The organism is [Clostridium] celerecrescens 18A (assembly GCF_002797975.1).
GTDB lineage: Bacteria > Bacillota > Clostridia > Lachnospirales > Lachnospiraceae > Lacrimispora > Lacrimispora celerecrescens.
Genome location: NZ_PGET01000001.1, coordinates 3792506 through 3813435, shown reverse-complemented (window position 1 = coordinate 3813435; position 20930 = coordinate 3792506). Strand labels below are relative to the sequence as shown.

Genomic DNA, 20930 nt, shown 5'->3' with positions numbered 1-20930 from the left:
CTTTTTCTTTTTGTAAAATATTTACGAAAGAAGGGGAAGGAAATTTTAGAATTTCTTTCGTTTTCTGTGCCCCTCCATTTAAGATTGCTCTCGTATCCTTTAATTAAAGTAAAAAGAGTGAAAATGTGGTATCATAAATGGGGATGCTGCTGGCTGCAGGTCCAAATCACATATCAGGTAATACCCTGTGGGGATACCTTTTTGTCAAATAAACCGGGCAGGAATGGGAAACGCCTTACAGGCGGACCTCTATGTCCAGGAAGAATGGACAGAAAAGGGGAAAGGAGAGAGAACATGGAAGCAAACCACATCTTATTGGTAGAGGATGATAAAGAAATCAGAGAGGGAATAGAGATATATTTAAGGAGCCAGGGATACGAGGTGTTCCAGGCGGCAGATGGTGTGGAAGGTCTTAAGGTTTTGGAGCGGGAAGAGATTCATCTGGCGATTGTGGATGTGATGATGCCCCGGATGGACGGCATTACTATGACCGTAAAATTAAGAGAGACCCATGATTTTCCTGTGATCATCTTATCGGCGAAGTCTGAAGAAGTGGATAAAATCATGGGGCTTAATATCGGCGCCGATGATTATGTTTCAAAACCGTTTACCCCTATGGAGCTGTTAGCAAGGGTAAATTCCCAGCTCAGGCGTTATAAAAAGTATATGGATATGCTGGAAGCAAAGGAGCAGAGGGAGAAAAGCAATGTTTATTCCATCGGCGGACTGGAGCTTAATGAGGATACGGTGGAAGTGACCGTTGACGAAAAACCGGCGAAACTGACTCCCATTGAATTTAAGATACTGGCTCTTCTTATGAAAAATCCGGGAAGGGTGTTCTCCGCAGAAGAGATTTATGAGCGGGTCTGGAATGAACGGGCCATTAACACGGATACGATCATGGTTCATGTAAGGAAAATCAGAGAAAAGATCGAGATCAACCCGAAGGAGCCGAAATATTTAAAGGTGGTGTGGGGAGTTGGATATAAAATTGAAAAACAGGCATAGGATCAGCATACTTCTGGCGGTGATCGTTATTTTATCGGCTGCATCTGTCATGGTGGGGCTTTATCCGTTTTTTAAAAATGAATCGGCCAGATACGAGGAACCTGTTTATGAACAGGATGCGTTCCTTAACCATTTGGTACTGGGCAATTATGTGCTTTATCTGGAGCAGGCTCAGTATGAACAGGGCAGCATTATTTCTCCCTTCCAGTTTTATTTCCCTCTGGCAGAGGAAGAATTAAGGAACAGTATGAACGGCCAGACGGCAGCTTTGGAAGGAGATACGGAGGTTATATCAGGAGAGGATACCATCACTGCTGCAGGGGAAGAATTTCATGAATCGCCAGTCCAGGAGGATCGCAATGAGTATTTAAGGGATCTGCGCCAAAGCTGTATCCAGGAATACGAATCCTGGAGCCGGAATTTTAACGGCATTAGAAATTATATGGATTATCAGATTCTTGATGAGAGCGGCAGAGTTTTGACAGATCATGCGGGAGGCCGTTCCATAGGAAAGAGCGATGAATATAAGTTCAAGGCAATGCTTCGCTATGATGACCTTGGGCGGATGGAAACCGGGGCTGTAAGTGGAGATAACACGGTCAGGCTGTTAAATACCCTTGGAACCCTGGGGAATAAGGACCCCATGAGTGATTGCTATTGGGATCAGTATCGATACGAGACAGATTTAAAGCTGAAAAATCCAAGAAATGTTACCTTTGCTTATGGAATGAGGGCTCAGCAGATTGCTGAATATGAAGAGGAAAGAGAAACCGTCTGGAGTGCTTATAATTATTCGGGCAGCGTTTCCAGGATCTTTCTGGGTCTGATCTGCGCCGTAGCGATAGCAGCCTTTTTCTTTTCCTGTTTTGACCCGGATTTACCAGAGTACAGTAGGATTTTACGAACGCCTTTTGAGATCGTCGCAGGAGTCGGCTGCGGTGCCGTATTATTCGGAACCGGACTTACCAATCTTGTGGCGATAACGAACCGGGGAGATTTGTATGACGCTCTTATGAGGGCCAATTTCCTGCCTTTGGTGGCAGGGATTATGATAAAGCTTTGGAATTTAATGTGGTGGTCCATTCCCTTTGCAATCGTCTACTGGGCGGTTTTATGTGTGCGTGACGTCATACACATTGGACTGAAGCGTTACCTTTACGAACGGACCCTGTGCGGCTGGTTTTGGCAATGGATGAAAAACCTTTGCCGTAAAGTTTATCTGTTTGTAGGGAATATTAACCTGCAGGAACGGTCGGACCGGACTATTTTCCGGATTGTGGGAGTGAACTTTATCATTTTGTCTGTTCTTTGCAGCCTTTGGTTTTTTGGAATCGGTGCTTTGATCCTTTATTCTATTATTTTGTTTATTGTGATGAGGAAATACTATAGGGATTTAAGTGACAAATACCAAATTTTATTAAGGGCGACAAACCAGATTGCCGAGGGAAATTTAGAGGTTGCCATAGAAGAAGACTTAAGCGTGTTTGAGCCATTTAAGAAGGAGATACAGAAGATACAAAGCGGATTCAAGGTTGCTGTGGGGGAAGAGGTGAAAAGCCAGAAGCTTAAGACTGATTTGATCAGCAATATGTCACATGATCTGAAAACTCCTTTGACGGCTATTATTACTTATGTAAACTTACTGCGGGATGATCGTGTGACACCGGAGCAGAGGAGGGCTTATATTGACATTCTGGAACAGAAGTCGATGCGTTTGAAAGCACTTATTGAGGACTTGTTTGAAATCAGCAAGGCGAACAGCAATAATGTGACTCTGAATTTAGAGGATGTGGATATTGTCAGTCTGTTAAAGGAGGTGAGCCTGGAACTTAGTGATATAATTGAAGAATCTACCATTGATTTCAGGTGGAACCTGCCGGATGAAAAGATCGTTTTGCCTTTGGACAGCCAGAAGACTTATCGGATATTTGATAATTTGTTGACAAATATTATAAAATATGCAATGCCAAATACCCGGGCTTATATTGATATGAAGAAGGAAGGCGGTTATGTGGTCACTACATTAAAGAATGTTTCGGCTGCAGAGCTTACTTTTAATCCGGATGAAATAACCGAACGGTTTGTCAGAGGAGACCAGGCACGGAATACGGAGGGCTCCGGTCTTGGAATGGCAATTGCGAAAAGCTTTGTGGAGCTGCAGAACGGCAGGCTTCAAATTGAAGTGGAGGCAGATTTATTCCGGGTGATTATCCGGTGGCCAATTTCTGAGGATTAATTGCTTCATACAAAAGGAGGAAACGATTCCTAAACTTCTTGAAAACATGGGAGGAACTGTTTATACTATAGGTAAACGTACCAGTGTAGCGGTGGGTGAGGTTATTCGTGCGAGATACTCTTCGAATATTTCATTACATTCGCAAGCTGGGGAGAAAATTAGGAAAGAGAGGTTACGGTTATGATAATACAGAGCAGACGGGTCTGGATTGCTGGACAGTTCATCCCGGCACAGCTACAGGTGGAAGATGAAAAGATTAAGGCAGTTCTTGGTTATGGTGAGATGGCGGCAGATCAGGATTACGGGGATGACAGGATTGTTCCGGGATTTATTGATATTCATACCCATGGAGCTTATGGTTATGATACCAACGATGGAGAACCGGAAGGATTACGGGAATGGATGAGACGGATACCGGAGGAGGGTGTGACTTCTATCCTTCCGACTACTGTGACCCAGATGCCGGATGTGCTGACAAAGGCAGTTGCAAATGTGGCAGCTGTGGTGGAAGGCGGATATGAAGGGGCAGAGATTCTGGGAATCCATTTTGAAGGGCCTTATCTAGATATGAAATATAAAGGAGCCCAGCCGCCGGAGGCTATTGCTTCTGCCTCTGTTGAGCAGTTTAAAGAGTATCAGGAAGCGGCTAAGGGTATGATCAAATATATTACCCTTGCGCCGGAGCATGATGAGGGATTCACCCTGACAAGGTATTGTAAGGATACCGGAGTGGTGGTTAGCATGGGGCACTCGTCTGCTACCTATGAGCAGGCGCTTATGGGGATCGCAAATGGGGCGACTTCTATGACTCATGTGTATAATGGCATGACACCTTATCATCACAGGGATCCGGGGCTGGTAGGAGCTGCGTTTCGGGTGAGGGATATTTATGGCGAGATCATTTGTGATGGGTGCCATTCTCATTTGGCAGCGCTTAATAATTATTATGCGATTAAGGGAAGAGATCATGCGATTATGATTACGGATTCCCTTTGTCCAAAGCATTGCCCTGTTGGTATGGATTTTCAGCTGGGGGGACATAGCATTGAGATTAGGGAGAATGGCCTTGCATATTTAAAGGGGACGGATACGATATCGGGTAGTACGCTTAAGTCGAATATGGGGCTGAAGATTCTGGTGGAAGAGGCTATGGTGCCTTTTGATTCGGCATTGAATTCCTGTACGGTTAATCCGGCTAAGTGCCTGGGAGTTGATGATAGGAAGGGGAAACTGGTTGCGGGTTATGATGCGGATTTTGTTGTTCTTCGGGATGACTATGAAGTAGTACAGACTTATTGTAGAGGTGGGGCGATGTTGTAGTTAAGAGAGATGGAGGGAGTAAAGATTGGGTTTGATTGTGTGGCCCGCGAGTCCGCAGTGCTCAAGCTCGAATCCGCTGCGCTCCTTCTCGCTTGACGGCTGTCGCCGTATGTCCATAAAAGTAAAAGAGCCCAAAAGAATGCTGGCATTCTTTTGGGCTCTTTTACTTTTGTGGACGCACTGCTCGTAGATTTACAATATCCGTACATTCTTCAAAGCTCCGGTCTTTGAAAACTCTGTCCATTCACAAACATTTACTGCGTGATCTCCAATGCGCTCTAAATATTTTGCTACCATTAACAGATCAATGCACTGATCGATGTGCTCGTTGGAATGCTTTAATAAATCAACTACATCATTCTTCACCTTATCGAATAATTCATCAACCACATCATCCTGCTTCTCAATTTGCTTTGCGGTCTCCAAATCCTGGTTGATAAAGGCTTCGATGGAGCAGCGGACCATTTCGCGGGCGGCGGAGGCCATGGATGGGATGTGGCGGACTACATGGTAAACGTGTTCGCCTTTTATGCGTAGGATGAGTTCGGCGATATCGGAAGCATGATCGCCGATACGCTCTAAGTCCGTAACTACTTTTAGGGCGCTGGAAACGACTCTTAAGTCTCCGGCAACAGGCTGCTGGCGTAAGATGATGGAGAGGCAGCGGGCCTCGATGGAACGCTCTAAGTCGTTGATGGTACGGTCTCCTTTTATGATATCCTCTGCTTTTTCAAAATCCTGGTCTTCAAATGCCACAAAGCACTGTTCGATGGAGGTTTCAACCATTCGCCCCATTTCTTTTATGTCATGGTTTAAAAGGCTTAACTCATGCTCATAATTAACTCTCGTAGTCATTGTTTGTTCTCCTTTATTGTTCTATATAAAATGGATCAGCCGAAGCGTCCTGTGATATAGTCTTCGGTTCTTTTGTCCTTAGGGGCACTGAATAGCTCGGTTGTGGGAGCATATTCCACCACCTCTCCCACAAGGAAAAAGGCGGTATAATCTGCGATTCGGGTTGCCTGCTGCATGTTGTGGGTAACGATTGCAACCGTGTACTTTTCTTTCAGCTCATCCATCAGGTCTTCGATTTTCAGGGTTGAGATAGGGTCTAAGGCCGAGGTGGGCTCATCCATAAGCAGTACCTCCGGCTCAACTGCCAGGGCGCGGGCGATACAAAGGCGCTGCTGCTGGCCGCCGGATAGGCCGAGGGCTGATTTTTTTAAACGGTCAGATACCTCATCCCAGAGAGCGGCTCCTTTTAAGCTTCTTTCCACTATATCGTCAAGTTCGGATTTATTCTTTATACCATGGATTCTTGGACCGTAAGCTACATTGTCATAGATACTCATTGGAAACGGGTTTGGCTGCTGAAATACCATACCGATTTTTTTGCGTAAAAGAGTGGTGTCGACCCGGGGATCATAAATGTTTTCTTCATCTAAAAAAACCTCCCCTTCTATTTTTACGCTTGGAACCAGATCATTCATTCGGTTTAGTGTTTTTAAATAGGTAGATTTTCCGCATCCGGAAGGGCCGATAAAAGCCGTAATTTTATTTGTAAAGAGATTTAAATTTACATCTTTTAGAGCGTGATTTGTTCCGTAATATAGATTTAAATGATTGGTTGAAATTTTTACTGTATTGGTATTCACGATTCTTTTACCTCCGTATTGAATTTATGAGAGAGATATTTTGCAAGTCCATTTATTGCCAGTACGATGACCAGAAGGACAACGGCAATTCCGAAGGCCTGGCCGTATTTGGCCTTTTGCATGCATAAGTACAACTGAATCGTCAGGGTCCCGCCCGATTCAAATATTTTCCCGAGGAAGTCCTTTGGAAGAAGGTAGCCGCTTCCTGCCGTAAAGAGAAGGGCAGCGGATTCCCCCACGATTCGGCCGATGGCCAGGATGATTCCTGTCACAATGCCTGGCATGGCGCTGGGAAGCAGGATGGTCCGGATCATGTACCATTTGGTTGCACCGATACCCAGGGCACCAGAGCGGTAGCTTTCCGGAACGGTTTTTAAGGCTTCCTGAGTGGTTCTGGTAATAAGAGGAAGAACCATGATGGATAAGGTTAAAGCACCGGTGAGGATGGAGTAGCCAAGACCCAGGGTATTCCCGAAAAATACATAACCAAAGAGTCCGAAGATAATGGAGGGGATACCAGCCAGGGTCTCTGTGGTAAATTCGATAATTCGTACCACCTTTCCACCCTTTGCATATTCGTTTAAGTAAATGGCTGCGCCAACGCCCATGGGAGTGGCGATTAACAGTGTGATAACAACCACATATAAGGTGTTTACAATATTTCCGACGATACCAAAGGTTCCTTTAATAGTACTTGGCACAGTGGTAAGAAATTCCAGGCTGATTTCGGGTATGCCGCGAACAAACACATAGCCCATGATTCCGATCAGGACCATAATGGAGATGGAAGCGCATAAGTAAATAAGAACCGTTAAGAAAGAATCGGAGATCCGGTTTTTCCGGTTATAAATGCTATGTGTTACTGCAGAATTTTTTTGAACAGGAATAACCATATCATTTGTCATGGCTGTTCTCTCCTTTCTTTAACAGGTTGTTAAGTGTAATGTTAATGAACATAATAAAAGCAAACAGGACAAGACCTATCGTAAAAAGCACCTGTTTGTGGAGCCCGGCGGAATAAGACATCTCTGATACGATCGCAGTAGTAAGGAAACGGACCGAATTAAAGGGGAGAGGCATATTTACCGAACTTCCGGACACCAGGCTGATGGCCATTGCTTCGCCGATGGCCCGGCCTGTTCCAAGGACAATTGCCGTAATGATACCGGACTTTGCTGCCGGAAGGACTGCATTGAAAATCGTCTGGATCTTAGTAGCTCCAAGAGCCAGGGAGGCACTCCTAAGGTGCTGCGGAACAGCACGGAGCGCTGATTCGCTGATGTTGATAACCGTAGGAAGAATCATTAAGGCCAGCACTAAAACAGCGGAGATCAGATTCGCACCTCCGGTAAACTGGTGGGTGGTGGAGCCTGCAAATATTCTTAACTCCAGTTTATACATCAAAGGGTTTAAAATCAAGATGCCAAGCAAACCATAAATAACGGAAGGAATGCCTGCTAACAGCTCTACTGCCGGACGCACGATGTTGGTTAGCCTTTCAGGGGCTACTTCAGCCAGGAAAACGGCTGTCATAACGCCAATGGGAACACCGATCAGAATTGCCAGAGCAGTTCCTATGATAGAGGTCAAAATGACATAGAGGATACCAAAGCTTGGTGTAGCGGCCGCCGGCATCCAGATGGTTCCGAACAGAATATCCAGAATCCCCACCTTAAAAAGTGCCGGCGTGCCACTTATGATCATGTACAAACTGATAGAGGCCACAGCCAAAACGGCAAAGAAGCCGCAGACAGTAAAGATTACTTCTGCAGCATGCTCAACACCTGATTTACTTCCGTGGCCACCAAATATGGAATATGACTTTGGTCGCATATAACAGCTCCTTTCAAAACGGGGACGTAGCTTAATCATCCGGCTGCGTCCCCTGTAAATATTATCGTTAGGCAGTATAAGAAGAATTTCTTTTCAATTAGTTAGCGGGGATTAAACCAACGGCTTTCACTAAATCTTTTCCTTCATCAGAATAGATATAGTCAAATAATGCCTTCACCAGATCACTCTGCTCAGATATCTCTCCTTTGGTAGCCATAACGAATGGACGGCTTAAGAAGTAGGAACCTGCCTTGATGTTTTCTGGAGTTGGTTCTGTGCTTTCCAGCTTCATGGTCTTGACGGTATCATCAAGAACGTCCAGGGAAACATAGCCAATGGAGCCTGGAGTGGAAGCGGCTTTTGCCATGACTGCGCCGGTGCTGTCCAGCTCATTGCTGTATTTGCAAGCATCTTCCAGCTTTAAAAGTTCTTCAAAGGCAGTTCTTGTACCGGATCCTGCCTCACGTCCAATCACAACGATCGGCTGATCAGCACCGCCTAATTCCTTCCAGTTGGTAGTTGTTCCGTTGTAAATGTTGATCAACTGGTCTTTTGTTAAATTGTCAACGGTATTGGCCGGATCAGAGACGACGGCTATACCGTCGATTGCAACGATATTTTCAGCAACACCTTTTGCTTTTTCTTCATCCTTTAAGTTACGGGAGGAGTTGCCGATATCCGCAGAACCATTGGTAACTGCTTCGATTCCTGCGCCAGAACCTACAAATTCGGCCTGTACGGTAACGCTTGGATATTTTTCCATAAAAACTTCACTTAAAGCGGTTGCGAATTTCTCCATAGAGGTAGAACCGACCATACTGATAGAACCCTTTAAATTAGAAGCCGTGTCTTCTTTTGCGGTTGTCTCGTTTGCGGTTGTCCCACCTGTAGTACCAGCCTCGGTTTTAGTATCAGGAGCCTGTGTCTCAGCATTGTTACTGCCGCAGCCAGCTAAAGTTCCCATTGTAAGAACTGCCATTCCAGCTAATGCAAGAGTCTTAATAAAATTTTTTTTCATATTTACTTTCTCCTCTTTTCTCTTTAAAATTGCTATCGCTTACATTATGGAGTATATCAGCCGTAAAACTTTTCTGATATCATATTTTAGTATAGAAAATGTAAATGTTGTGTAAAGCATTCCAGTGCTCTTTTTTCTTATTAGCAGTATCTGCAGAATGGGAGAATGAAATTCCTTTATTATGGCTAAGAAACAAAGACAGAATTAAAAAAGCTGTCATAATTACAAAAAACAGCCTTTCGTTTGCAAAAATTAACGGGATGGACTGGACAGAATGGGAGAAAATATGGTAAATTGGAACGTGCGCTTATTTTATAGTAGAAATATAAATATTATTCCGTAATTTAAGAACGGATACAAAGGATACAAGACAGGAGGGCGTTTTCATGGGAGCATATCAACTGAAAGTCACGATCAAAGGCAGCAAGCCGCCGATTTGGAGAAGGGTTCTGATACCGGAGGGGATTACCTTTGGAAAGCTGCACCAAATGATACAGACAGCATTCTGCTGGTCCGCTGAGCACCTGTATGAATTTGAATTCCGTTCTGAAGGGGTTCGTATAGTTCCGGGTAAAGAGAATTGGTCCCCAAAATTTCAATACCTTTTAAGTAATGAAATAATTGACAGCCTGGTGTCCGGTACCGGCAAATTTACATATACCTATGGCATCGACAAAAACTGGGAATTTAACATTCAGGTAGAAGATGTTATTTCTGATTATAAGGAAAGCTGTGGACAGGTTATAAAATTCAAAGGAGATTGCGTTCCGGAAAACTGCGGAGGCATCGCCGGGTATTATGAACTTCTGGAATCGGATTCAAATGATCTGAAAGAATATGACATGTCTGCTGTCAATAAACGTATGGACCAGAGTTCTGATGCTGCATCGGAAGAAGTTCATATAGCAGAAATTTATGATTGTTATGATAAAGGCAGCATCCTTGAGATTGCAAAACGACATGGTATGAACGGGCTTTCCAAATTTAAAAAGGAAGAACTTGTGGAACGGACGATCGCTCATATTCTCGATCCGAAGGTAATGAGCAGCTATTTCCTTTGCGCCCGTAATTCAGAAATAAATTTATTTGAGCAATTGGCATCAGATGATTTACAGGTACCATCCTTTGAATTAGAAGAAATGGACTTTCTTTACGCAGGAGGTTATGTAACTGCAGGACCTGACAATCATTTTATGGTTGCAGAAGAAGTATTAAAAGCATATAAAGCGGTAAATACACCGGAATTTAAGGAAGAGCGTGAACGCCTTAGTAGTATCGGAGACTATCTCTGCGCGGCAAATTCCCTGTATGCCGTCACTCCGCCACAGGTTCTGTTGGAAACTTTTAATAAATATGAAGATAAGAAGCTTTCATTGGAAGAACTGTTACAAGCCTATGAACTTCTCCAATCATACCGTCCTTTGGTCAAATTCCTTGATGGAAACTTTGTGGATGGAGCCCTGGCAGAGCAGAATGGTGTTGAAGAATTTCTGCAGATGCAGAAAAAAGTTCCTTATTATATCCCAACCCAGATGGAAATCCGTTTCATGGCGGATCATGAGGGCTTTTTAATGACTGGAGAATTAGGTCTGCTGAGCAAATTCCTGACGGATGAAATGAACGTTCCTGATGAGAGGGTTCCATATTTACTGCGCCAGGTGCAGGCGGAGATCAGTACGGGCGAACAGCTTCAGGAGGTTGTGGAAGGAATAGAGGCTGCTGGGATCATTTTTGAATCGGAAGAGCATTTGGAAGGGTTCACAAGCATTATCACAGATGTATGGAACCATACCAGGATGGTGTTAAACAGAGGTCACAAGCCATATGAAATGGTAATGAAGGGTCTGGAGACAGCATCTGCCCAGCGTAAGAACCCTCCGAAAATCTATCCCAATGATCCTTGTTCCTGCGGAAGCGGAAAAAAATATAAAAAATGCTGTGGTAAAAGAAGTTAGATATCCTAGCCAGGGGTTCCGCCTTTTTCTGAGGCGGAACCCCGTTTTTATTATATTAAATGTCGTGAAAATTTTGTTTTTTCAGAAAAACAAAATAATTCAAAATAATTGTTGACTTTTGTCAGATGCTTTGGTATGATATAACTCGCCGCTGAAAACGGCGGCAAAACTTCTTCTAAAACACATCGATGAGCGATGAAAAAGTTTTGAAGAAAAGCAAAAAAATGGTTGACAAGAACAACCGGTTATGATATCCTATAAAAGTTGCTGCTGAGACAGCGACACGAAATAAAGCACTTTGAAAACAGAAGATTGAACAGTATGTAAAACCCTGAAAATTCTAATAAAACAAGTCATGTTTGATGGCTTTGAATGAGAAAATTTCAGAACGAATACAAGCAATTGTATACGAACCAAACAACAAGTAAAACGGGAAATAAATTAGCTAGTTAGTTGATTTTGACCCCGGATTGAACACCTTTAATTTGAGAGTTCGATCCTGGCTCAGGATGAACGCTGGCGGCGTGCTTAACACATGCAAGTCGAGCGAAGCGATTTCAAGGAAGTTTTCGGACGGAATTGAAATTGACTGAGCGGCGGACGGGTGAGTAACGCGTGGGTAACCTGCCTCATACAGGGGGATAACAGTTGGAAACGACTGCTAATACCGCATAAGCACACAGTGCCGCATGGTACGGTGTGAAAAACTCCGGTGGTATGAGATGGACCCGCGTCTGATTAGGTAGTTGGTGAGGTAACGGCCCACCAAGCCGACGATCAGTAGCCGACCTGAGAGGGTGACCGGCCACATTGGGACTGAGACACGGCCCAAACTCCTACGGGAGGCAGCAGTGGGGAATATTGGACAATGGGGGAAACCCTGATCCAGCGACGCCGCGTGAGTGAAGAAGTATTTCGGTATGTAAAGCTCTATCAGCAGGGAAGAAAATGACGGTACCTGACTAAGAAGCCCCGGCTAACTACGTGCCAGCAGCCGCGGTAATACGTAGGGGGCAAGCGTTATCCGGATTTACTGGGTGTAAAGGGAGCGTAGACGGCACTGCAAGTCTGGAGTGAAAGCCCGGGGCTCAACCCCGGGACTGCTTTGGAAACTGTGGTGCTAGAGTGCAGGAGAGGTAAGTGGAATTCCTAGTGTAGCGGTGAAATGCGTAGATATTAGGAGGAACACCAGTGGCGAAGGCGGCTTACTGGACTGTAACTGACGTTGAGGCTCGAAAGCGTGGGGAGCAAACAGGATTAGATACCCTGGTAGTCCACGCCGTAAACGATGAATACTAGGTGTTGGGGAGCAAAGCTCTTCGGTGCCGCCGCTAACGCAATAAGTATTCCACCTGGGGAGTACGTTCGCAAGAATGAAACTCAAAGGAATTGACGGGGACCCGCACAAGCGGTGGAGCATGTGGTTTAATTCGAAGCAACGCGAAGAACCTTACCAAGTCTTGACATCGGAATGACCGGGATGTAACGATCCCTTCCCTTCGGGGCATTCCAGACAGGTGGTGCATGGTTGTCGTCAGCTCGTGTCGTGAGATGTTGGGTTAAGTCCCGCAACGAGCGCAACCCTTATCCTTAGTAGCCAGCAAGTCAAGTTGGGCACTCTGGGGAGACTGCCAGGGATAACCTGGAGGAAGGTGGGGATGACGTCAAATCATCATGCCCCTTATGATTTGGGCTACACACGTGCTACAATGGCGTAAACAAAGGGAGGCAAAGGAGCGATCTGGAGCAAACCCCAAAAATAACGTCTCAGTTCGGATTGTAGTCTGCAACTCGACTACATGAAGCTGGAATCGCTAGTAATCGCGGATCAGAATGCCGCGGTGAATACGTTCCCGGGTCTTGTACACACCGCCCGTCACACCATGGGAGTTGGTAACGCCCGAAGTCAGTGACCCAACCGTAAGGAGGGAGCTGCCGAAGGCGGGACTGATAACTGGGGTGAAGTCGTAACAAGGTAGCCGTATCGGAAGGTGCGGCTGGATCACCTCCTTTCTAAGGAAGAAGAAGTAAGGGTTTTATATACTGTTGAGTCTTATGTTTCAAAGTTCCGTAATGTGTAACCTTGCGAACAAGTTCGCCCGGTCGCGGCTGCGCCGCTTATACAACAGAATACAAATGTGCTTATGAAAGCAAGCTTTCAACACACATTTCCATTCCGTTGTGCACGCATTACTAGTAAGACACGAAATTTCTGGTGCCGATGCGCTTAGGGGAGACACCCGTTCCCATCCCGAACACGATGGTTAAGACTTAAGCGGCCGATGGTACTATGCTGGAGACGGCATGGGAGAGCAGGTGGGTGCCAGATTACTTAAAAAAATCACTCAAATGAGTGTTTTATATAGAACGGACATGTTCCAATGGGCGGAGGGAAAAGCGAAGCCTGTGTTAAAGAATGTGTTAACCTGATTCAGCAGGGCAGTGCTGTTTTATATAGCTGGTTTTTACCAGTGATTCGTGGGTTCGAGTCCATCGAGCAAGCGAATGACTGATAAACTTCAGTCAGATGATGCCAAAGGAAAGCATTTAATGTTTCTGATGACGTCTTGTATGTACCTTGAAAACCACATATTGAAATATATCTAGATTAGTTTTTATATGTCAAAGTATAAAAACATAATCAAGACATCCGAGGTGTTACATCGCAAGATGTAACCAAACAAAACTCGTTAAAGTAACCGTAACGTACGGTGAAATAACAAACCTAAGACCAGAGATACAACGCTATGTATCTTAGATTAGTAGCCCGCACCCGCAGGTGAACATCGAATTGGTTAAGCTAATAAGAGCGCAGGGTGGATGCCTTGGCACTAAGAGCCGATGAAAGACGTGATAAGCTGCGAAAAGCTTCGGGGAGGAGCAAATATCCTTTGATCCGGAGATATCTGAATGGGGAAACCCAGCTGAGTAAACCTCAGTTGTCGTATGGTGAATCCATAGCCATACGTCGGGAACCCGGGGAACTGAAACATCTAAGTACCCGGAGGAAAAGAAAGAAAACTCGATTTCCAAAGTAGCGGCGAGCGAAATGGAAGGAGCCTAAACCAGTATGCGTGCATACTGGGGTTATGGACTGCAATAAGTGAGACGATTTGTTACCAGAACGGTCCTGGAAAGACCGGCCATAGAAAGTGAAAGCCTTGTATGGGAAAGCAATAGTCAGCGAGCAGGATCCAAAGTACCACGAGACACGAGAAACCTTGTGGGAATTCGGGGGGACCACCCCCCAAGGCTAAATACTACTTAGTGACCGATAGCGCATAGTACTGTGAAGGAAAGGTGAAAAGGACCCCGGGAGGGGAGTGAAAGAGAACCTGAAACCCTGTGTTTACAAGCTGTGGAACCACGTTAAAGGTGGAACCGCGTACTTTTTGTAGAACGGTCCGGCGAGTTACCGTTACTGGCAAGGTTAAGCACTTAAGGTGCGGAGCCGAAGGGAAACCAAGTCTTAATAGGGCGTTAAGTCAGTAAAGGTAGACCCGAAACCGGGTGATCTACCCATGTCCAGGTTGAAGTTTCCGTAAAAGGAAATGGAGGACCGAACGCACATCCGTTGAAAAGGGTGGCGATGAGGTGTGGGTAGGGGAGAAATTCCAATCGAACCCGGAGATAGCTGGTTCTCCTCGAAATAGCTTTAGGGCTAGCCTCGTATTAGTCTGCCGGAGGTAGAGCACTGAATTTCCTAGGGGGCGTCAAAGCTTACCAAAGAATATCAAACTCCGAATGCCGGCCAGATGATGTACGGGAGTCAGACTGCACGAGATAAGTTGGGTAGTCAAAAGGGAAAGAGCCCAGACCACCAGCTAAGGTCCCAAAGTGCGTGTTAAGTGGAAAAGGATGTGGGATTTCACAGACAACTAGGATGTTGGCTTAGAAGCAGCCACACATTCAAAGAGTGCGTAATAGCTCACTAGTCGAGAGGTCCTGCGCCGAAAATGTCCGGGGCTAAAACACGACACCGAAGCTGTGGAATGTATGTAAATACATTGGTAGAGGAGCATTCTTAACGCACAGAAGCATTACCGTAAGGAGATGTGGAGTGTTAAGAAGAGAGAATGCCGGAATGAGTAGCGAGATGGAGGTGAGAATCCTCCAGGCCGAATATCTAAGGTTTCCAGAGTAAAGCTGATCTGCTCTGGGTAAGTCGGGGCCTAAGGCGAGGTCGAAAGACGTAGTCGATGGACAACAGGTTGAAATTCCTGTACCGCATATCATCAGAACTGTGGGGACACAGAACCGAAGAAGAACCCGGGAATGAAAAGACCGGGGCAAGCACTGGACTGGCTGGAATGGAAAATCCACCCAGCAACAGGAAGGTGTGACGCGTACCGAACACAAGTAGGGAAGTCTTCGTAGGGGCTGTCAAGAAAAGCCGCTATTGTGTGATATGTGCCCGTACCGTAAACCGACACAGGTGGATGAGGAGAGAATCCTAAGGCCGGCGGGAGAAGCATTGTTAAGGAACTCGGCAAAATGACCCCGTAACTTCGGGATAAGGGGTGCCTGGGAAACCAGGCCGCAGAGAATAGGCTCAAGCAACTGTTTAGCAAAAACACAGGTCTATGCAAAACCGAAAGGTGAGGTATATGGGCTGACGCCTGCCCGGTGCTGGAAGGTTACGAGGAGGGGTTAGCGGCAACGCGAAGCTCTGAATTTAAGCCCCAGTAAACGGCGGCCGTAACTATAACGGTCCTAAGGTAGCGAAATTCCTTGTCGGGTAAGTTCCGACCCGCACGAAAGGCGTAATGATTTGAGCGCTGTCTCAACAATGCACCCGGTGAAATTGAAGTACCAGTGAAGATGCTGGTTACCTGCGCCAGGACGGAAAGACCCCATGGAGCTTTACTCCAGCTTGATACTGGGATTCGGTACTGCATGTACAGGATAGGTGGGAGGCAGTGAAGATAGGACGCCAGTCTTATCAGAGCCGATGTTGGGATACCACCCTTGCGGTATTGGATTTCTAACCTGCAGCCATGACCTGGCTGGGGGACAATGTCAGGCGGGGAGTTTGACTGGGGCGGTCGCCTCCGAAAGGGTATCGGAGGCGCTCAAAGGTTCCCTCAGAATGGACGGAAACCATTCGAAGAGTGCAAAGGCATAAGGGAGCTTGACTGCGACACCGACGGGTGGAGCAGGTAGGAAACTAGGACTTAGTGATCCGGTGGTATAAAGTGGGATTGCCATCGCTCAACGGATAAAAGCTACCCTGGGGATAACAGGCTTATCACTCCCAAGAGTTCACATCGACGGAGTGGTTTGGCACCTCGATGTCGGCTCATCGCATCCTGGGGCTGTAGTAGGTCCCAAGGGTTGGGCTGTTCGCCCATTAAAGCGGTACGCGAGCTGGGTTCAGAACGTCGTGAGACAGTTCGGTCCCTATCCGGCGTGGGCGTAGGATATTTGAGAGGAGCTGTCCTTAGTACGAGAGGACCGGGATGGACTGACCTCTGGTGTATCTGTTGGCTATCAAAGCCATGGCAGAGTAGCCAAGTCGGGAAGGGATAAACGCTGAAGGCATCTAAGCGTGAAGCCCCCCTCAAGATGAGATATCCCATCGCAAGAGTAAGACCCCTTGAAGACGACGAGGTAGATAGGGCAGAGGTGGAAGCATGGCAACATGTGCAGCTGACTGTCACTAATAGGTCGAGGGCTTAACCAGGTTGGTTTAGGTAAGAGGAAAGAACGGATGAAGATAGATATGTAACAATGTGTGGTTTTGAGGGTATATGCAGCAGGTTATGATGCATAGCACAGAATTTTAATGCGTAAATCCAGGAATGGATTTGCGCTTTTTTGTTCTTAAAAAATAAAATATATAAATAATATATACAAGATAGTATTGCATCAAAAGGAATTCCGGGGTAAATTAAGATAGTATTTAAACTTTATAAACTGTTAAAGGATTGAGGAAATGCATACGATGAAGAGAGGACAAGATGTCATCCGCATATTAATGGTCTGCCTTGGAAATATATGCAGATCTCCCATGGCGGAATTTGTTATGAAGGATATGATAGAAAAGGAGCACTTAGGCAATCGATTCTATGTAGCCTCAGCAGCTACAAGTACCGAAGAGATCGGGAATCCGGTGCATCCTGGGACAAGAAAGAAGCTTAGGGAATATGGGATTTCTACAGATGGAAAGTATGCGGTGCAGTTATCCAGGAAGGATTATGATAAATACGACTACCTCATTGGTATGGAACAGCGGAATGTGACAAATATGCTTAGAATCCTAGGCGGTGACCCGGAAGGAAAGGTAAGGCGGCTTTTGGACTTCTCCTGTGATCCAAGGGATATTGCAGACCCGTGGTATACCGGGGATTTTAACCGTACCTATGATGATGTATATGAAGGATGCAAAGCGCTCCTGACCTATGTTTTGGAGCAGGAAACGGAAGGGAGTTACAGTTAGTAAGGGAGTGTTATTTATGAAACCACTTAAATTTGTTGTAATAGGTTCCGGTTGGAGATCCCTGTTCTATGCCAGGATTGCCAGAGCTTATCCGGATTGTTTTAATTTGGGAGCATTCTTTTGCCGGTCAAAAGAAAAGGCACAGTGGATGCAGGAGGAAACAGGAATCAAAGCTGTGACAAGCCCAGAGGATTGCCGGTCAGAAAACCCGGATTTCGTTGTTGTGGCTGTAAACAAGGACTCTATATTTCAGGTGACAAGGGAATGGGCTCTAAAAGGATATCCGGTGCTTTGTGAGACTCCTGCTGCCATGGAATTAGGAGACTTACAGGAGCTTTGGCGTCTTCGTACCCAGGAAGGAGCCAGGATCCAGGTAGCAGAGCAGTATTTTGAATATCCTGTCTTCCATGCTGCTATAGAGATTGCAAAACGGGGGTATCTTGGTGATCCGTATATGGTTAATATCTCCGCAGTTCATGACTACCATGGAGCCAGCTTGATCCGTCGGCTTTTAGGAACCGGTATGGAGAACATGAAAGTGTATGGAAAGAAATATGTGTATCCGGTAGTGGAAACGGATTCCAGGCAAGGGTTTATTGAAGACGGCAGGGTGAGTGAGAGAGAACGTGTCAGGCTGACCTTCGAATTTGAAGGAGGAAAAACAGCTTTTTATGATTTTAACAGCATACAGTATCATTCCAGGATCAGGAGCCGCCATTTAAATGTTCAGGGTGTGAGAGGAGAACTGGATGACTGGACGCTTCGCAGTGTAGGAGAAGACAACCGGCCAAGGGAATATCAGATGATAAAAGAACCTTTTGAAACAGGAAATGGAATCAAAGAAATCTACATGGGAGAGGAATTGCTTTATAGGAATCCGTTTTATGAGTTAGGTAAAATCAATGGACTTCCACAGGATGAAACGGCCATAGGAACCCTTATGCTTGGAATGAGGCGGTTCATTGAGGAAGGCACGGAGGCTTATCCTCTTTCAGAGGGGCTTCAGGATGCCTATGTAAGAATACTTATGGAGCAGACCCTTAAAAGCGGTCAGATGGTCGAATCAAAAACCCAGGTTTGGAGTTTATAATAAGGGGCGGGTTTTTCTGTAGGTTAAAAAGCCCGTCCCAAGCTGATGGGGGATAAGGATTCAACATTCATCATCATCGATGATAGTGAGATTAAATAATTCGCAGGATAAATCCACATCTCTTCCTGCCTTTTGAGGAGGACTGATGAAGCGGATAATTGGGCGCAGAGAAAATCCAGGCGTATTATCCTTAACAACTGCTGAACTTCCGTCACTAAGGTGGACTATGGTACCGATGGGATATGCGGAAACACAATGAAGGAAAGCCGTCAGCAGTTCCGGATCAAAATGAGTGTTGGAGCAGCTGGTTAAATAGTCAAAAATCCTTCTGGGAGACCAGGCTTTCCGATACGGCCTGGTGGAATTAAGAGCGTCATACACATCCGCAATAGCCAGGATCCGCGCATAAAGGGGAATATCCTTGCCTGAAAGCCCAAAGGGATATCCGGTTCCGTCAAATTTTTCGTGATGAGTCTGGACCCCCTGCAGAACTGTTTGGGAAATCACGATGTGGTCGCCCAGTTTTTTATAGGAAAGGCTGGGATGCTGCTTCATGATTTCAAATTCGTCTTTGGTTAAGGGACCCGGTTTGTTGGTAATATCAATTGGAATATCTGTTTTCCCAATGTCATGAAGAAGGCCGCATAGTGCCAGATCATTTAAATTGGAAATGGAAAGTCCGATGTACTTTCCCAATAAAACACTTAAAATACCTACATAAAGGCTATGGGAATAGGTATACCCGTCATAATCCCTGATATCTATCATCTGAAAGAGATACTTATCCTTATTCAAAACATTCATAACAACGGACTCAGCCACTTTGGCGATTTCCTCGTAAACCTGTCTGCTGGACTGAAAGGTAAATTTTTTTAAACTCTGGTCAAAAACATCGCGGATGCTAGTCAGCATTTTGGTCTTTAACTCAGGTTCCACAAAATCTTCGGGTTCAATGCCTTGCGTAATCGCTGTGCAGATATAAGCCCCTTGTACTCCGATGGTTTTCATGCGGCAAATCATACGTTCGCTCAACTTGCAGCCGGATACCGCAAAAGGAAGCATTGGGTTTATTCCCGGGATGTTTCGGGCTAATTCCATACCTTCAGTCAATTTCTCTATAGGAAGATAAATCAATTCTTTCACCTCAACAGACCAAAACGCAGTCTCTTCTTTCTGTTCCGTTAAATTCCTTTTTATGTTAAAGTTGGAAATATATGCACAATGACACATTAAATTATAGTGTGAATTAACCAATGCGTCAATGGAAATTTTAATTTTAAACACTAGTATGGCAGAGAAAAATCAGGCAATATTTTATGCAAATATTCTTTAATCTTTACAAATCATGAAAATTCGAATTTGCTCAGGGATGGACATCGAAAAGGGGTAACTTATGATTAAAATTTTAAATGGAATACATGAGACCATTCATTATGAATGCTCACTGGGACTTCGGCTATATCATAATAAAAATTTTGAGGATTATCCGGAGCATTGGCATGGAGGAATTGAAATGATCATGCCGACAAAGGGGGGATATGAGGCAATCATAGGGGAGAAGCATTTTCCCCTTGAAACAGAAGATATCATTCTGATCCATTCCGGCGTAATTCATTCATTAAAGGCACCCTCTCTGGGAGAGCGCTATATTCTGCAGTTTGATGCGGCCCTTCTTTACCATTTAAAGGAGATGGAGACCCTGCTGCACATAATCCCCCCGGTCATATTCTTAAAAAAGAGGGACGGAAATTCCATACATGGGTCCATTAAGAAGAAGCTAGATAAGATCATTGAGGAATATCAGGGAAACAGCGGTTTCCGGGAGGCCTCCATTTATGCGGCCCTTATTGAAATCTATGTGGAGTTAGGGAGAAATAAGGTATGCCTTAATGAGGCTGGCAGACAGATCCATACCATGAAGCAGCAGGAATATTTCGAAGCTGTTATGAATGCCAGCACCTATATCAACCAGCACTTCATGGAAAATCTGACATTGAGTGAAGTGGCCAGGATAAGCGGCTTTTCCAAATATCACTTTACCCGGATCTTTAAACAGTATATGAATATGACCTTTTATGAATATTTAAATTCTAAGCGAGTGAAAAGAGCGGAGGAGCTTTTGTATGATACCAGGGAAATGAGCATAACGGATGTTGCTATGGGTTCCGGCTTTTCATCCATGAGCGCTTTTAACCGTACCTTTAGGAGAATAAAGTGCTGTTCGCCAAGCGATTACAGGAAGATCAGTCAGCAGATGTATGAATTGGAAGAATAAAAACAAAAGGAAGTATACAATTCCTCTTATGGAAATACCGGATTTACGGGTATTTCCATAAGAGGTTTTTTTGTAGAAAAAGCAATATATGCGCCATTGGA

At 45.2% G+C, this 20930-nt stretch carries 13 protein-coding genes and 3 rRNA genes; 10 read left to right on the top strand and 6 right to left on the bottom strand.

The window, feature by feature from the left end:
• The first annotated feature begins 294 nt into the window (after positions 1 to 294).
• The 3 genes from H171_RS17315 (at position 295) to nagA (ending at position 4564) form a co-directional block, all read left to right on the top strand.
• Positions 295 to 1008, top strand: coding sequence for a response regulator transcription factor (locus H171_RS17315; protein ID WP_025231087.1), 714 nt, complete (start codon positions 295 to 297; stop codon positions 1006 to 1008).
• On the top strand, positions 980 to 3244 hold the full coding sequence (locus H171_RS17310) for a sensor histidine kinase (protein ID WP_100306243.1): 2265 nt from the start codon (positions 980 to 982) through the stop codon (positions 3242 to 3244). Before H171_RS17315 ends, H171_RS17310 begins: the two co-directional genes overlap by 29 nt.
• A 180-nt stretch (positions 3245 to 3424) precedes the next feature.
• Positions 3425 to 4564 (top strand): N-acetylglucosamine-6-phosphate deacetylase, encoded by a 1140-nt coding sequence (gene nagA, locus H171_RS17305; protein WP_100306242.1) that lies wholly within the window; start codon positions 3425 to 3427, stop codon positions 4562 to 4564.
• 192 nt (positions 4565 to 4756) lie between these two features.
• Here the strand turns inward: nagA and phoU are convergent, their stop codons facing one another.
• The 5 genes from phoU to H171_RS17280 all read right to left on the bottom strand — a co-directional run bounded on the left by phoU (position 4757) and on the right by H171_RS17280 (position 9070).
• Entirely contained in the window at positions 4757 to 5419 is a 663-nt protein-coding gene (phoU, locus tag H171_RS17300; RefSeq protein WP_092240753.1) for a phosphate signaling complex protein PhoU, read from the bottom strand.
• A 35-nt stretch (positions 5420 to 5454) separates the two neighbouring features.
• A complete protein-coding gene (gene pstB / locus H171_RS17295) occupies positions 5455 to 6219 on the bottom strand; it encodes a phosphate ABC transporter ATP-binding protein PstB (protein ID WP_100306241.1) in 765 nt (254 codons plus the stop codon).
• Complete coding sequence (gene pstA, locus H171_RS17290) at positions 6216 to 7124, bottom strand: phosphate ABC transporter permease PstA (RefSeq protein WP_100306240.1); 909 nt, start codon at positions 7122 to 7124, stop codon at positions 6216 to 6218. The genes pstB and pstA overlap by 4 nt, the downstream gene beginning before the upstream one ends.
• Positions 7114 to 8052 (bottom strand): phosphate ABC transporter permease subunit PstC, encoded by a 939-nt coding sequence (gene pstC / locus H171_RS17285; protein ID WP_100306239.1) that lies wholly within the window; start codon positions 8050 to 8052, stop codon positions 7114 to 7116. The genes pstA and pstC overlap by 11 nt, the downstream gene beginning before the upstream one ends.
• Before the next feature lie 97 nt (positions 8053 to 8149).
• Entirely contained in the window at positions 8150 to 9070 is a 921-nt protein-coding gene (locus H171_RS17280; protein ID WP_100306238.1) for a phosphate ABC transporter substrate-binding protein, read from the bottom strand.
• A gap of 386 nt (positions 9071 to 9456) precedes the next feature.
• Here H171_RS17280 and H171_RS17270 point away from each other — a divergent pair, with 386 nt between their 5' ends.
• The 6 genes from H171_RS17270 (at position 9457) to H171_RS17245 (ending at position 18554) form a co-directional block, all read left to right on the top strand.
• Positions 9457 to 11025 (top strand): plasmid pRiA4b ORF-3 family protein, encoded by a 1569-nt coding sequence (locus H171_RS17270; protein WP_100306236.1) that lies wholly within the window; start codon positions 9457 to 9459, stop codon positions 11023 to 11025.
• A 481-nt stretch (positions 11026 to 11506) separates the two neighbouring features.
• Positions 11507 to 13038 (top strand): 16S ribosomal RNA (locus H171_RS17265).
• Between the two features lie 198 nt (positions 13039 to 13236).
• Positions 13237 to 13354 (top strand): 5S ribosomal RNA (gene rrf / locus H171_RS17260).
• 464 nt (positions 13355 to 13818) lie between these two features.
• Positions 13819 to 16708: ribosomal RNA gene (locus H171_RS17255) — 23S ribosomal RNA — on the top strand.
• Together the 16S, 23S and 5S rRNA genes form the textbook arrangement of a ribosomal RNA operon.
• Before the next feature lie 261 nt (positions 16709 to 16969).
• Complete coding sequence (locus H171_RS17250; protein ID WP_100306235.1) at positions 16970 to 17464, top strand: low molecular weight protein-tyrosine-phosphatase; 495 nt, start codon at positions 16970 to 16972, stop codon at positions 17462 to 17464.
• A gap of 16 nt (positions 17465 to 17480) precedes the next feature.
• Entirely contained in the window at positions 17481 to 18554 is a 1074-nt protein-coding gene (locus H171_RS17245; protein ID WP_100306234.1) for a Gfo/Idh/MocA family protein, read from the top strand.
• A 60-nt stretch (positions 18555 to 18614) separates the two neighbouring features.
• On the opposite strand, the gene H171_RS17240 is transcribed toward H171_RS17245, so the two are convergent.
• Positions 18615 to 19652, bottom strand: a complete 1038-nt coding sequence (locus tag H171_RS17240; protein WP_157803179.1) for an HD-GYP domain-containing protein — start codon at positions 19650 to 19652, stop codon at positions 18615 to 18617.
• Positions 19653 to 19947: 295 nt separating this feature from the next.
• On the opposite strand from H171_RS17240, the gene H171_RS17235 reads away from it, so the two are divergent.
• Positions 19948 to 20829 (top strand): helix-turn-helix domain-containing protein, encoded by an 882-nt coding sequence (locus H171_RS17235; protein WP_100306232.1) that lies wholly within the window; start codon positions 19948 to 19950, stop codon positions 20827 to 20829.
• Positions 20830 to 20930 lie beyond the last annotated feature (101 nt).

What these genes read in the sequence shown, in the direction of transcription:
- nagA (WP_100306242.1), top strand. Translation starts at nt 3,425, where the DNA reads ATGATAATACAGAGCAGACGGGTCTGGATTGCTGGACAGTTCATCCCG.
- H171_RS17280 (WP_100306238.1), bottom strand. Translation starts at nt 9,070, where the DNA reads ATGAAAAAAAATTTTATTAAGACTCTTGCATTAGCTGGAATGGCAGTT.
- H171_RS17235 (WP_100306232.1), top strand. Translation starts at nt 19,948, where the DNA reads ATGATTAAAATTTTAAATGGAATACATGAGACCATTCATTATGAATGC.
- H171_RS17245 (WP_100306234.1), top strand. Translation starts at nt 17,481, where the DNA reads ATGAAACCACTTAAATTTGTTGTAATAGGTTCCGGTTGGAGATCCCTG.
- H171_RS17270 (WP_100306236.1), top strand. Translation starts at nt 9,457, where the DNA reads ATGGGAGCATATCAACTGAAAGTCACGATCAAAGGCAGCAAGCCGCCG.
- H171_RS17240 (WP_157803179.1), bottom strand. Translation starts at nt 19,652, where the DNA reads ATGGAATTAGCCCGAAACATCCCGGGAATAAACCCAATGCTTCCTTTT.
- pstC (WP_100306239.1), bottom strand. Translation starts at nt 8,052, where the DNA reads ATGCGACCAAAGTCATATTCCATATTTGGTGGCCACGGAAGTAAATCA.
- pstA (WP_100306240.1), bottom strand. Translation starts at nt 7,124, where the DNA reads ATGACAAATGATATGGTTATTCCTGTTCAAAAAAATTCTGCAGTAACA.
- H171_RS17315 (WP_025231087.1), top strand. Translation starts at nt 295, where the DNA reads ATGGAAGCAAACCACATCTTATTGGTAGAGGATGATAAAGAAATCAGA.
- phoU (WP_092240753.1), bottom strand. Translation starts at nt 5,419, where the DNA reads ATGACTACGAGAGTTAATTATGAGCATGAGTTAAGCCTTTTAAACCAT.
- H171_RS17250 (WP_100306235.1), top strand. Translation starts at nt 16,970, where the DNA reads ATGAAGAGAGGACAAGATGTCATCCGCATATTAATGGTCTGCCTTGGA.